This is a genomic window from Bradyrhizobium sp. CCGUVB23 (assembly GCF_024199885.1).
GTDB lineage: Bacteria > Pseudomonadota > Alphaproteobacteria > Rhizobiales > Xanthobacteraceae > Bradyrhizobium.
On the sequence record NZ_JANADQ010000001.1, the window covers coordinates 3378443 to 3391555 of the forward strand.

Annotated in this window: 12 protein-coding genes; 1 reads left to right on the forward strand and 11 read right to left on the reverse strand. The window is 64.0% G+C overall.

Annotated elements, in window-relative coordinates; all coding sequences use genetic code 11:
• Window positions 1-74: 74 nt before the first annotated feature.
• The 11 genes from NLN62_RS15440 to ugpB all read right to left on the reverse strand — a co-directional run bounded on the left by NLN62_RS15440 (window position 75) and on the right by ugpB (window position 11898).
• The gene (locus NLN62_RS15440; protein WP_027521573.1) at window positions 75-797 is read right to left on the reverse strand and encodes a GntR family transcriptional regulator; all 723 of its coding nucleotides are present in this window, start codon (window positions 795-797) and stop codon (window positions 75-77) included.
• 4 nt (window positions 798-801) lie between these two features.
• A complete protein-coding gene (hpxZ, locus tag NLN62_RS15445; RefSeq protein ID WP_254109307.1) occupies window positions 802-1194 on the reverse strand; it encodes an oxalurate catabolism protein HpxZ in 393 nt (130 codons plus the stop codon).
• A gap of 1 nt (window position 1195) precedes the next feature.
• Entirely contained in the window at window positions 1196-2590 is a 1395-nt protein-coding gene (locus tag NLN62_RS15450; RefSeq protein WP_027521575.1) for an AtzE family amidohydrolase, read from the reverse strand.
• A gap of 7 nt (window positions 2591-2597) precedes the next feature.
• Entirely contained in the window at window positions 2598-2777 is a 180-nt protein-coding gene (locus tag NLN62_RS15455) for a DUF4089 domain-containing protein (protein ID WP_027521576.1), read from the reverse strand.
• Between the two features lie 19 nt (window positions 2778-2796).
• A complete protein-coding gene (locus NLN62_RS15460) occupies window positions 2797-4605 on the reverse strand; it encodes an ABC transporter ATP-binding protein (RefSeq protein ID WP_254109308.1) in 1809 nt (602 codons plus the stop codon).
• 290 nt (window positions 4606-4895) lie between these two features.
• Entirely contained in the window at window positions 4896-5795 is a 900-nt protein-coding gene (locus tag NLN62_RS15465) for an ABC transporter permease (protein WP_254109309.1), read from the reverse strand.
• Between the two features lie 9 nt (window positions 5796-5804).
• Complete coding sequence (locus NLN62_RS15470) at window positions 5805-6818, reverse strand: ABC transporter permease (RefSeq protein ID WP_027521579.1); 1014 nt, start codon at window positions 6816-6818, stop codon at window positions 5805-5807.
• Between the two features lie 227 nt (window positions 6819-7045).
• Window positions 7046-8668 (reverse strand): ABC transporter substrate-binding protein, encoded by a 1623-nt coding sequence (locus tag NLN62_RS15475; RefSeq protein ID WP_027521580.1) that lies wholly within the window; start codon window positions 8666-8668, stop codon window positions 7046-7048.
• Window positions 8669-8983: 315 nt separating this feature from the next.
• A complete protein-coding gene (locus NLN62_RS15480; protein WP_027521581.1) occupies window positions 8984-9250 on the reverse strand; it encodes a protealysin inhibitor emfourin in 267 nt (88 codons plus the stop codon).
• A 42-nt stretch (window positions 9251-9292) separates the two neighbouring features.
• Window positions 9293-10324 (reverse strand): M4 family metallopeptidase, encoded by a 1032-nt coding sequence (locus NLN62_RS15485; RefSeq protein WP_027521582.1) that lies wholly within the window; start codon window positions 10322-10324, stop codon window positions 9293-9295.
• Between the two features lie 233 nt (window positions 10325-10557).
• On the reverse strand, window positions 10558-11898 hold the full coding sequence (gene ugpB, locus NLN62_RS15490; protein ID WP_027521583.1) for a sn-glycerol-3-phosphate ABC transporter substrate-binding protein UgpB: 1341 nt from the start codon (window positions 11896-11898) through the stop codon (window positions 10558-10560).
• Window positions 11899-12116: 218 nt separating this feature from the next.
• On the opposite strand from ugpB, the gene NLN62_RS15495 reads away from it, so the two are divergent.
• Window positions 12117-13112: a TRAP transporter substrate-binding protein gene (locus tag NLN62_RS15495; protein WP_027521584.1), complete on the forward strand. Its 996-nt coding sequence runs from the start codon at window positions 12117-12119 to the stop codon at window positions 13110-13112.
• Window position 13113: the final 1 nt, after the last annotated feature.

The following is a 13113-nucleotide window of genomic DNA, read 5'->3' on the forward strand; positions in this document are numbered from 1 at the left end:
GTAGCGTGCCCACCAATTGTGCCGCGCGAAAAGCGGTGGGCACGGCGCTGTGCGCCTTTGCCCACCGTACGAGATCACACCGACACCGCGTAGATCTCGTACTCTCCGCGCACCAGTTCGATATGCGCGCGCATGGCGGCAGCGGCGCCTTGCTTGTCGCCGCGCATGATGGCGACGACGACGCGGTCGTGCTCGGCCTGCGACTTGGCGAGCCGGCCGAGGTTACGGAACTGGGCGCGACGGAACGGCTGCACGCGCACGCGGGTCGCAAGCGTGATTTCGGCGATATAGCCGTTCTGCGAGCCGGCATAGATCGCGTTGTGGAAGCGCTCGTTGACCTCGTGGAACCGTTCCGGATTGCCGGTGTAGCTCAAGACCCGCAGCTCCTCGTGAATGGCTTCCAGACCATGGCGCTCGGCCGCCGACATCCGCTCGGCGGCAAGGCCGGCGCACAAGGCTTCCAGTTCCGCCATCGCCTCGAACATGCCCGTCAGCCGCTCGATCGAGGGCTGCGCCACCACCGCGCCGCGATGGGCCCGCGCCTCGACGAGGCCGCTTGCGACGAGCTGACGCAGCGCTTCACGCACCGGCGTGCGCGAGACGTTGAAGCGCCGCGCGATATCGGTCTCGTCCAGCGGCGCACCGGGCGGCAGCATGCCACGCACGATCTCGTCCGCGAGCTGAAGCCGCAGCTCCTCGGCACGCGTGACCTTCTGCACCGAAGGCAGCGGCCGGTCGACGCGCGGCACCACCGTCTCAGTCGGCAGGGCTCCAGGCGGAAGGTCGTCAAGCGTCATGCGATCAGGTCTCTTTCGGCTCGTCGATGATGCTGACATGGGCGGCGACGACGCGCCAGCCCTCGGGGAAGCGGATCCAGGTCTGCATCTGCCGGCCGACCCGGCCCGGCATGGTGTCGCGATAAAACAGCGTGGAGGCGACCGCGGTGTCGCGGCCAAAGCTGGTGATCACGGTTTTCGCGGTGCGGCGGTTCAGGCCGACCGGCGAGCGCGCGGCGCGAAAGCCGGAGATCGCCTCATAGCCGTAGAGATTCTCGCCGATGCCGTAGCGCAGCGTCCGGGGATCATTGCGGAACAGCTCACCGAGCACGGCGACGTCGTTGCTGACCAGCGCGGTCTCATAACGCTCGAACGCCGACTTGACTTCCGCGATCACGTCGGGGAGATCGATCTCCATCTCAAAACCCTCTCGGCGACGGCGCGGATACCACGCCCATCCGTTCCAATGCGTGCGCGACGCGCAGCGCAATGTCCTCGCGCCAGGGCGCGGCGATGATCTGCACACCGATCGGCATCGGCTCGAGCGGCACCGGCACGGCAACCACAGGCAGGCCGATGAAGGAGATCGGCTGGGTGTGGACGCCGATATTGGCGCGCACCGGCAATTCGACGCCATCGAGCTTGAACGTCACCTGCCCGAGCTTTGGCGCCGTACAGGGCGTCGCCGGCGCGAGCAGCACATCGACCGACCCAAAGATCTCGGCGAGCCGCGCGCGGTACCAGCGGCGGAATTTTTGCGCGCGGTCGACCAGCGCCGCCGGCACCATTGCGCCCGCGATCAACCGGTCGCGCACCGCGGGGTCGAAATCGTTGGGTCGCTGGCGCAGCCGATCGAGATGCAGCGAAGCGCCTTCGGTGGTGGTGATGACATAGGCGGCCGCGCGGGCCCGCGCGGCTTCGGGAATGTCGACCACACGCGTTGCACCAAGGGCCTTGGCGACGCGGCCAACGGCTTCGACGGCTTCGGGGAAGACGTTCTTCTGAAAATAGCCGCCGGCGATTGCGACGCGCAGGCCGGAGATCGGCTCCGACAATAGCGGCGTCACCGGCTCGACCGGCCTCGTGGTACAGGCGGCATCGTCGGCATCCGGGCCCTGCATCGCGTCATAGGCGAGCGCGAGATCGGTGACGGAGCGCGCGAACGGGCCGAGATGATCGAGGCTCGCGACGAAGGGGAAGGAGCGTGCGCGCGACAGCCGGCCGTAGGTCGGCTTCAGGCCAAAGATGCCGCAGAACGAGGACGGCACGCGGATCGAACCGTTGGTGTCCGAGCCGAGCGCGATCGGCACCAGCGCGCCGCCGACAGCGCTGCCGGAGCCGCCGGACGAGCCGCCGCTCATCCGCGTCACATCGTGCGGATTGCGCGAGGGACCGTCATGGACGTTCTCGCCGGTGAAGTCGTAGGCGTATTCGCCCATGTTGAGCGCGCCGACCAGCACCGCGCCGGCAGCTTCCATCCGCTCGATCAGCGTGGCATCGCGCGCGGCGGGCGCGCGGTCGCGGTTGATCTTCGAGCCGGCCCGCGTCGGCAGGCCCGCAACGTCGAACAGATTCTTCACCGCAAACGGGACGCCCGCGAGCGGGCCGACCTTTCTGCCCGCCGCGATGTCGGCATCGATCGCGCGCGCTTTTGCGCGAGCGCGCTCGGCAGTGACGTCGGTGAAGGAATTGAGAATCGTGTCATGTTGCTTGATGCGGGCGAGCGCCGCTTCGGTCGCATCGAGTGCGGACAGCTTGCCGCCCGCCACCGCTCTGGCGATGTTCGCAGCCGTCCCTTCAGGAGCTGTCGTCATGGCAACATCAGGCGGCGAACACGGGCGCCGGCTCGGTCTCGTCCGGCAGCGCGAATTCGTCGACGAGGCGGGCGAGCCGCAGCGACACCTCGAGGTTGGCGCGAATGGCCGGTCGCCAGGCCTCCTCGATCGGCAACGCCAGCGCTTGCGCGACAGCGTCGATATAGTCGTCCAGCGGTTCGGCCATCACACTCCCAAACAGGCTCTCAGTGCACCGGCAACGGCGGATGCGGGATCGCCGTCAACAGCTCCTTGGTGTAGTCGTCCTGCGGATCGCTAAGGACCTGTTCGGAGGTCCCCTCTTCGACGATTCGACCCGCCCGCATCACAATGACACGATCGCACAGCAAGCGCACTACATTCAAATCGTGCGAGACGAACAGGTAGCTCATACCTAGCCGCGCCTTGAGGTCCTGGAGCAGATTGAGCACCACCGCCTGGACCGAGACGTCCAGCGCGGCGGTCGGCTCGTCCAGGACGACGAGCTTTGGATGCAGCGCGATCGCGCGAGCGATGCCGACGCGGGCCTTCTGTCCCCCTGACAATTGATGCGGGAAGCGGTCGAGCAGATTGTGCGGCAGGCCAACCATGGTCGCGAGTTCCTCGCAGCGCGCGCGCAGCGCATCGCGTCCCCTGACGTCGCCGAGTTGCATGATCGGATCGGCAATGGCACGCGCGGCGGTGAAGCGCGGATTGAGGCTGTCGGTCGGGTCCTGGAACACCATCTGGATGCGGCTGCGCAGCGGCAGGCGCGCAAAGGCGCTCGGCATCATGCTGCCGATCTCCTCGCCGTCGAACTGGATGCGGCCGGAGGTCTGATCCAAGAGCCGCATCACCATCATCGAGGTCGTCGATTTGCCGCAGCCGGACTCGCCGACCAGGCCAACGCTCTCGCCGGTGCGGATCGAGAAGCTGATGCCGTCGACCGCGCGGAACATCTCCGGCTCCACCGGCGGCTTGCGGCTGAACAGCTTGCCGAGCACGGCGGTCGTGCCCTGGCGCGGGTATTCCTTGACGAGCTTTTCGATGAGGAGGAGGGGTTTCTTCTCCCTCTCCCCGTCCTTCACGGGGAGAGGGTCGGGGTGAGGGGCTGATTCCACGGGCACGACTCGTGGAGAGTCCCCCTCACCCGCCGCGCTTCGCGTGTCGGCCTCTCCCCGCGTGCGGGGAGAGACGAAGGCAGCCGACTCGTCTTCAGGCAGCAAGTCTCTCAAGGACACACCGATCCGCGGCGTCGCGCGCATCAGTTTCCGGGTGTAGGGGTGCTGCGGATTGGCGAAGATGTCGGCGGCCTTGGCGGTCTCGACCACCCTGCCCTTCTCCATCACCACGACGCGGTCGCAATAGGCGGCTGCCAATCCCAGGTCGTGCGTGATCAGGATGGTCGACATCGCACGCCGCTTGGTCAGCTCGACGATCAGATCCATCACCGCCTTCTGGGTGGTGACATCGAGACCTGTGGTCGGCTCGTCCGCGATCAGGAGCTGCGGATTGCAGGCGAGTGCCAGCGCGATGACGACGCGCTGGCACATGCCGCCCGACAGCTCGAACGGATAGGCGTGGTAGCGCTCGCGCGGGCGGGCGATCTTGACCTGCTCCAGCGCCTCGATCGCCTTTTCTCCGTGGTCCGAAACCATAGCCTGCTGCACATGGGTGCGCAGCACGTCCTCGATCTGATCGCCCACCTTGCGAATGGGATTGAGTGCCGCACGCGGGTTCTGAAAGATCATCGAGACCTCGCGGCCGCGCAGGTCGCGCATCTGGTCTTCGCTCGCCGCCTTGACGTCTATGCCGGAGAACATCACCGAGCCCTCGGCGATCTTGCCGGCGCGGTCAAGGATGCGCATCACGGCATATGAGGTCACCGACTTGCCCGAGCCGGACTCGCCAACGATCGCCAGCGTCTCGCCCTTGGCGACGGAGATGTTGACGTGCTGCACCGCCTTCACGATGCCGCGCCGGGTGGTGAATTCGACCGTGAGGTCCTGGACGTCGAGCAGCGGCTGGGACGTCATGACTGCCTCCGGCTCAGAAACGTCGAAAACAACCCCATGCACAGTAGAAGGGAGCTGAATTCATTGGAGAATTTTGGCCAGAAATTCGCACGTAAGGCGGGCGCAACTCTCTCGCTCCCTCCCCCCTTGTGGGGGAGGGTTGGGGAGGGGGGCAGCCCCGGGTGAGGTCGGAGTTCGTGGCTACCCCCCTCCCTGCTCCTCCCCCACAAGGGGGGAGGGAATGAGAGGATGGTGTCCGCCTCACATGTAGGGTCCGCGTTCCTGTTCCCGCGCTTGAAACCAAACATCGCTCACGTCCTCCGCTGCGGGTCGACGATGTCGCGCAGGCCGTCGCCGAGGAGGTTGAAGCAGAACACGGCGACCATCAGAGCAAGGCCGGGGAACAGCGCGATCCACCACTCCCCCGACACCATGAAGCCCGCGCCTTCGGCGACCATGATGCCCCATTCCGCCGTCGGCGGGCGGACGCCGAGGCCGATGAAGGACAGGCCGGCGGCATTGAGGATGGCGTAGCCCATGGTCAGCGACATCTGCACGATCATGATCGGCATGATGTTGGGCAGGATGTGCACCAGGAGGATGCGGAACTCGCCGTTGCCCGACAGCCGCGCCGCCTGCACGAAGCCGGCGTTGCGGCGGACGTTCGCTTCGGCACGCGCGACGCGGGCATAGAGCGGGAAGTTCACGATGGCGGTCGCCAGGATGATGTTCTGCACGGTGTTGCCGAGCGCGGCGACGATGCCCATCGCCAGCACGAACAACGGAAAGGCCATGATGGTGTCGGCGATGCGGCCAACGATGCGGTCGGTCCAGCCGCCGAAATAGCCGGCGGCGATGCCGGCAAGCCCGCCCATCAGGAACACCAGCACGACCGAGGCGATCGCGATGAAGAAATCGAGACGCGTTGCGACAATGACGCGGCTGAAGATGTCGCGGCCGAGCTGATCGGTGCCGAACCAGTGCGCCGCCGAAGGCGATTTCAGCGCGGCTGCGGTATCCGAGGCGAGCGGATCGTACGGCACGACATAGGGACCGAGGATCGCGGCAACGAGGATCAGGATCAGGAGCGCGAAGGCGAAGCCCGTGACCTTGTTCTCGCTGAGCACATAGCGTGTCTGTTCGAGGATCGCAGTCAGTCCCGACGTGCGTGCGGGACCGACGGGTTCAACAACAGGTGCAACGGAGCTCATTGTGTCCCCCTACCCTTCCAGCCGCACACGCGGATCGATCACGCCGTAGAGAATGTCGATCACGAGATTCAAAAGCACGTACATGACCGCCATGGTCAGCACGAAACCCTGCACGGGCGCGAAGTCCGACGAAATGAGCGCTTCCACCGCATAGGAGCCGATGCCGGGCCAGGCGAAGACTTTTTCCACCAGCACGTTGGCCCCCAGCAGGAAGGAGAACACCATGCTCAGCGTGGTGATGACCGGCAGCATCGCGTTGCGGAAGGCGTAGGTGACGATCACGGTCGACGGCGACAATCCGCTGGCGCGCGCGGTGCGGACGAATTCGCTAGCGAGCACCGCGAGCATCGAGGCGCGCGTCATGCGCGCGATCGGCGCCAGCGAGAAGATCGCAAGCGTGGTCGCGGGCAGGATGAGTTGACTGAGTGCAGAACGAAAAGCCTCGACATCGCGCGCGACCAGCGTGTCGATCAGATAGAAGCCGGTGATCGTTGGCGGCGCGCTGTAGAACACATCCAACCGGCCGAGCGGCGCCGGCGACCAGCCGAGCTGGAAGTAGAAGACATAGACCAGCACGAGGCCGGTGAAGAACACCGGCAGCGACACGCCGGCCGTCGTCGTCACCCGACAGAGATGGTCTATCCACGATCCCGGCCGCGTCGCGGCCAGCACGCCGAGCGGAATCGCGATTGCGATCGAGACGATGAGGCCGAGCAGAGTCAGCTCGGCGGAAGCCGGCAGGCGGTTGCGGATCTCGGTCGCGACCGGCTGGCCGGTCGTAAGCGAATTGCCGAAATCACCATGCGCGAGATCGCCCGCGTAGCGGAAGAACTGTTCGATCAGCGGCTTGTCGAAGCCGAGCTTTTTGCGGATCTGCTCGACGGCTTCTTTCGTTGCGGCGGGGCCGGCGAAATACGCAGCCGGATCACCCGGCAGCGCGCGCGTCAGCAGGAAGGTGACGATGACAACCCCGATCAGCGAGGGAATCGCGAACATCAGCCGCTTGCCGATCATGGTCAGCATGGCGGCCTCCTTGTGCGCGAAGAGAATGAGGCTCTCGCTGCGCGCTCCTCTGCGCCCCCTCTCCCCTTGTGGGAGAGGGTTGGGGTGAGGGATAGTTCCAGGCGAGGTCGGAGTTCGTGGCTACCCCTCACCCTGCCCCTCTCCCACAAGGGGAGAGGGAATGAGAGAGCAGTGCTCACCCCACTCAAGACAGCCGGCGCCGGGGTCGTATCGCGCACCATGACGCATCACCCCTTCGCCATGGCGCGATAGTCAAGCCTGCGGTGGAACCAGTATTGATAGCCGGAGATGTTCTTCTGCATCGCGACGTTGACGAAGGGCTGGTAGAGCGGAATGCGCGGGACCTCGGCGAAGGCGAGGTCGACGAAACCCTTCACGTCGGCATCGTAGGCCGACTTGTCGCCGATGGCGGCGGCAGTGCGCGCGCCGTCGATGAGCTTGTCCATCTCCGCCGACTTGTAGCTCATGGTGTTGAAGACGGAATTGTTGCCGTGATAGCACCAGTAGAAGAAGTACTCGGGGTAATCGAGCCAGCCTGAGAACACGTTGGTGAAGAGCGGCATCTCCTTCTTGTTCAACTCGGTGCGCCAGTTGGCGCCGGGCACCTTGTTGATGGTGGTCTTGATGCCGAGCTGCGCGAGGCTCTCCTGCACCAGCACGCAGAGCGGCTCGTTGACCCCTGCGAAATTAAGGTCGAACGAGATCGTCGTCTCGAAGCCGTTGGCGTAACCTGCCTCGCTAAGCAGCGCTTTCGCCTTCTCCATGTCGGTCGCGAATTTGTGCGGCTGCGGCCAGGCGACCTCCGTCGCCTTGTCGGCGCTCGCACCGAACATGGGATTGCCGAGCCCGAACAGCACGGCGTCCATGATCTTCTGGTACGGCATCGCATAGGCCATCGCCTGCCGCACCTTGACATTGTCGAAGGGCGGCTTGGTCACGTTCATGCCGATGTACTGGATGCCATTGGAGAACGGCAGCGACACCACGTTGAGCTTGCCGTTCGCCTTCATCTCCTGAAAGTCCTTGAACGGCAGCTCGTAGGAGATGTCGGCGTCACCGCGCTCCAAAAGCGCACGGCGGTTGCCGGCCTGCGGCACCATGCGCCAGATCACGCGCTTGATCTTCGGCAAGGGGCCGCCGACCCACTCCTCGTTGCGCTCCATCACGACTTCAGTGCCGGCAGTCCACTTCGTCACCTTGTAGGCGCCGGAGCCCGCGGTCTGTTGCTTCGTGTATTCAAGACCCCATGGGTCCTTCTCGTTCGCGTTCTTCTTCACAAGCTCCGAATTGACGACGCAGGGAACAATAACGGCGAGATCGGGAATCGTCAGGCGATCCTTCTTCAGAAAGTCGACGCGCACCGTGTAATCGTCGACCACCACGAACTGCTCGGGCTTCGTCAGCGAGCCCGCGCTCATCTGGAAGGTCGGGAAGCCGCCGACGCTGACGGCGCGGTCGAGCGACCATTTCACGTCCTTCGCGGTGACCTGTGTGCCATCGTGGAATTTGGCGTTCTTCTTCAGCTTGAAGGTGACCGACATGTCGTCGATCTTCATGTCGTCGGCGAGCTCGCCCTTGAACTTGTCGCGATCGTAATAGGGCACACCGCCCGGGCCGCTCTTCATCTCGTGGCTGATCAGGCGGTCGTAGCAATTCCAGGACACCTCGTAGCCGGGCACGTTGGTGCCGACGCCGTGGATGTCGAGATTGTTGGGCCCGCCCTCGGAGACGATCAGCAGCGTCTCGGAGCGTGCATCGGCCTTAGCGGGCGAGATCACATGAAGGGCCGCCGGGAGCACCGCGCCGGCAGCCAATCCAGAGACGGATTTCAGGAAATCGCGGCGCTTCATGGCAATGCTCCAACGCAAAAAGGTTTTTGGTTGGAACAGGATTCGCAAGGTTCGTGCCAAAGCTTAACGAGACGTTACAGGCCTCCTAATCTATTGATTTACAAAGCGATTGATGCAATCGCGTCTGTGCGTCACTTCTTAAGCACCCCACAATTGCATACAAAGATGCGATTTTGATTGAAAATTAGGCTGAAAAACTGAGCGCCCTGGAATTGAGCAAGAGTGTCGCACGCCTTCAGTCAGGCGTCGCGACGGTCCGACCGCTCAGCCCGGCCAAATCAAATCCTTCATCAAGGCGCCCGGCTCCGCCTGGCCCTACTCCAGCACATCCTTGACGCTGTTCCTGATGGTCGAGGGGACCGCATGCTCGGGGACTTCGATCGTCTGGGCACCGCGCGTGATTCGGTAGCTGAACGCGTCGGCCTGACCTGGATGCGTCGCAGGGACTTTCTTCGGATCGGCAAACAACGACTCCACCGTCTTCTGGTCGACGAGCGACAAATCCGACAACGCCACTTCACCGCGGCTCTTGAGATGAGGGCCGCCGAAGCCGGCGAACCCTCCGACGCGCTCGATCTTCAAGCGATCCACGCTTCCTTCCTTTCGTAACGCGCTGCAACCGGCCTACAGCCCGACCTTTTTCCATCCTGCATCGACGGCGGCGAAGACCGCGGGGTCGGCAGGATACAACGTGTGAGCGCCCTGCCGGGTCCTCGCTGCAAACGCCTTCATCGTCATGTTCGGCGTCGGCCCGAAACCCGTGAGCGAATGGTACCACACCTGGCCGATCTTGGCCCAACTGTATCCGCCAAGCGTCGTGCAGGCCGTATGGAAGGCGAGGTTCGGCGGCCCGCTGGCGTAATGCGGATCCATGCCGGGCGTAATCTGGGAATATTGGGTCGGCTGCGGCGCCAGGCAGTGCTTGGCTGCGGGATTGGCCATGTCGCGCAGGCAGGTGAGCCCTTGCTTCTTGGCGGCGGGACCCATGATGTCACGCCCGATCAGCCAGTCGGCCTTTTGGACGTTCTGCTTGGCTTGCCACTGCCGGAACATCGAACCGAAACAGTCGGAGATGCTCTCGTTCAGGCCGCCTGCATCGCCGCTATAGGCAAGCTGGAGGCTGTGCTGGGTCACGCCATGGGTCAACTCATGCCCGATGACGTCGTTGCCTCTGGTGAAGTCGACGAAGATGCTGCCGTCCCCGTCGCCGTAGATCATCTGCGAACCATTCCACATCGCGTTGTTGTATTTGTTGCCGAAGTGAACCGACGACATCATGGTCATGCCGTGATCATCGATCGAATTCCGGTTGAAGACCTGCTGGTAGAACTTGGCCACCTTGCTCGTCTCGTTGAAGGTGCGCTTGACGGACCCGTCCGAGGACGTCTTCGGCTTCGGCACAGGGCTACCCGGCAGCGTCTGCGTGTGCTTGCAGTCGTACACCGTGATGGACGGCGCCGCCGCAAGCGTGACGAGTCCACTGGCACGCGCGGCGGCAACGCTGGTCAATCTCGCAGCCTGCTTCCGCAATTCGCGCAGTTCATGACTGATCTGGACTGTGTCGACCAGCTGCTTGCGAAGCGCAGCAGACAGCTTCTTGTCGTGGGAGAGCTTGGTCAGAACGTCGTTTGGGATGATGAAACATGAGCACGGCATGGATAATCTCCACTACAACTTTCCCGGAAAAATTATGGATGAAACAACTTCAAGATTATAGCTGCAGGCGGGCGGCCACAAGCGCCGCCGCGCGCTCAGGCTTCACGGTTCCGAGAGCGTGGACGCGCGGCTCGTTGCGCGTGGATTCACGCACTCTTCCGACGTCCAATTGAATTTGCTGACGAGTGAACGTCGCGCCTGATGCGCGACCGGTGCGGCAATCTGCGCCGTTCCTACCGGTCCGGGCTGGCGCGCTCGAACTGGCGGAGCAGCTTGTTGCCGCGCTCGACCGCGGAATCGAGTGCCGCCTGGGCGCCCTTCTTGCCGGCAAAGGCCTGCTCCAGCTCGTCCTCGATGACGCCGCGGATCAGCACGAAGGAGCCGAGCCGGATGCCCTTCGAGTTCTCCGTCGGCGGATGCAGCGTGATCTGCTCGAAGGAGATCGCGGCGCCCGGGTTGCGCTCGTAAAAGCCCTGCGCGCGGGTCAGCTCGAAGGCTGCGCGGGTGATCGGAAGGTAGCCTGTGTTCTGGTGCCAGGCCGCCTGCACGCCCGGCTGCGACAGGTAAGCGAAGAATCTCGCCACGCCCTTGTACTCGTTGCGTGGACGGTCGCGCAGCACCCACAGCGTGGCGCCTCCGATGATCGAGTTCTGTGGCGCGCCCTTCACGTCCGGCCAATACGGCATCATGCCGTAGCCGACCTCGAACTTCGAATTGGCCTTGATGTCGGCGCGCGTGCCGGACGAGCCGATGAAGATGCCGCATTCGCCGTTCTGGAAGCGCGGCTCGGCCGACTGGCCGCGGCCGCCATAGTCGAACACCTTGTCCTTCTGCCACTCGGCAAGCTCAGCGACATGGTGCACGAGAAGCGGATTGTTGATGCGCAATTCCGCATCCAGCCCGGCAAAGCCGTTGGCTCTCGTCGCAAGCGGCAGATCGTGAAACGCCGAGAAATTCTCGACAAGAATCCAGGACGGCCAGGACGTGGTGAAGCCGCAGGCCGCGCCGCGCTCGCGCAGGCGTTTTGCGGCAGCCCCGAGCTCCGGCCAGGTTTTTGGCGGCGTCTCCGGATCAAGGCCGGCGTCACGGAACATGGTCTTGTTGTAGTAGAGGATCGGCGTCGAGGCGTTGAACGGGAATGACAGCAGATTGCCGGCTGCGTCCGTGTAATAGCCGGACACGGCCGGCAGATAGGCATCGGGCGAGAACGGCTCGTTCTGATCCTGCATCAGGCTGAACACGGGATAGATCGCGCCCTTGGCCGCGGTCATGGTGGCGGTCGCCACCTCGTTGACCTGGACGATCGCCGGCTGGCCGCGCGAGCGGAAGGCGAAGATCGCCGCCGTCACCGTCTCGGTGTAGTTGCCCTTGTAGCTCGGCACGATCCGGTAGTCGGATTGCGAGGCATTGAAGTCGGAGGTGAGCTTCTCCAACTGCCGGCCGAGCTCGCCGGACATCGCGTGCCAGAGCTGGATGTCGGTCGCGGCACGCGCTGGCGAGACCGGGACAATCTGCATCAAGGCGAAGGCCGCTGCGACGGCGACGGTCTGCAAAAGACGCAAGGCTCTAACCACGATCGTTCATCCCGTCTCGCGCGAACAAAAGGCGACTACTTTTGCCCCGTACCTGCTTAAGGCGCGGCATGGCTGGTTTCAATCAGGAATAAGAATCGGCCGCGCTGCACAATCGGCCCGCTTCGCCGCTCGCGGCAGGATAGCGTTCCCCCCACCTTCTGCTAGATTGCATTGAACCTTTTCTTCCCGCCATGGACTCCATCACTGAGGGGTTGAGTGTGCCAGTGTTGAGCCGTGCCGAACTCTCGCGGACCGGGGTGGTTTTCGTCGTGCTCTTGTTCGCGATGTGCGCGACGGGGACGTTTGCGCGCGAGTTTCGCGCCGCCGATACCCAGGCCGAGGACTACCCGACCGTCCAGGCGCTGCGTTACATGGGCGCCCTGATCGCGGAACGCACTGGTGGTCGGCATGAGGTCAAGGTGTTCCACTCCCGCCAGCTCGGCGAGGAGAAGGAGACGATCGAGCAGACAAGGGTCGGCGCGATCGACCTCAACCGAACCAACGTGGCGCTGATCGGCAACTTCGTCCCGGCGATGAATGTACTCGCCATGCCATTCCTGTTCCGCTCCATCGAGCACGTGCAAAAAGTGCTGGACGGGCCGATCGGCCGCGAAATCCTCAACAGCTTCGAGCCTTTCGGCTTCGTCGGCCTTGCCTTCTACGATTCCGGCGCGCGGTCGATCTACAACCGCATCCGGCCGGTGAAGAGCGTGGCCGACCTCAGGGGCTTACGGATCCGAGTCCAGCAGTCGGAGTTGATGTCGGTGATGATACGCTCGCTCGGCGCCGAGCCGGTCGAATTGCCCTATGGGCAGGTGCTCACGGGGCTCGCGACCCATCTGATCGATGGTGCGGAAAACAACTGGCCGTCCTTCGTGACCACGGACCATTACAAATATGCAGGCTACTATACGCTGACCGAACACACGATGAGCCCGGAGGTGCTGGTGATCTCGCTAAAAGCGTGGCGAAGCCTGTCGGCGGAGGATCAGCAGATCTTTCGCGAGGCCGCGCTGCGCTCCAGCCACTTCATGCGCGAGAAGTGGCGCGATCTGGAGGAGCAGTCGCAGCGCAAGGCGCAAGCTGCCGGCGTCACCATCGTCAGGGATATCGACCGCAAGCCGTTCGAGGACGCGATGGCCCCGATCTACGCCAAGGCCGCGCAGGATCCCGCCGCGGCCGCGCTGATCGAACGTATTCGCAAGGTGGAGTGAG

Bases quoted from the DNA above. Each gene is read 5' to 3' on its own strand.
- NLN62_RS15440 (WP_027521573.1), bottom strand. From the start codon at position 797: ATGACGCTTGACGACCTTCCGCCTGGAGCCCTGCCGACTGAGACGGTG.
- hpxZ (WP_254109307.1), bottom strand. From the start codon at position 1,194: ATGGAGATCGATCTCCCCGACGTGATCGCGGAAGTCAAGTCGGCGTTC.
- NLN62_RS15450 (WP_027521575.1), bottom strand. From the start codon at position 2,590: ATGACGACAGCTCCTGAAGGGACGGCTGCGAACATCGCCAGAGCGGTG.
- NLN62_RS15455 (WP_027521576.1), bottom strand. From the start codon at position 2,777: ATGGCCGAACCGCTGGACGACTATATCGACGCTGTCGCGCAAGCGCTG.
- NLN62_RS15460 (WP_254109308.1), bottom strand. From the start codon at position 4,605: ATGACGTCCCAGCCGCTGCTCGACGTCCAGGACCTCACGGTCGAATTC.
- NLN62_RS15465 (WP_254109309.1), bottom strand. From the start codon at position 5,795: ATGAGCTCCGTTGCACCTGTTGTTGAACCCGTCGGTCCCGCACGCACG.
- NLN62_RS15470 (WP_027521579.1), bottom strand. From the start codon at position 6,818: ATGCTGACCATGATCGGCAAGCGGCTGATGTTCGCGATTCCCTCGCTG.
- NLN62_RS15475 (WP_027521580.1), bottom strand. From the start codon at position 8,668: ATGAAGCGCCGCGATTTCCTGAAATCCGTCTCTGGATTGGCTGCCGGC.
- NLN62_RS15485 (WP_027521582.1), bottom strand. From the start codon at position 10,324: ATGCCGTGCTCATGTTTCATCATCCCAAACGACGTTCTGACCAAGCTC.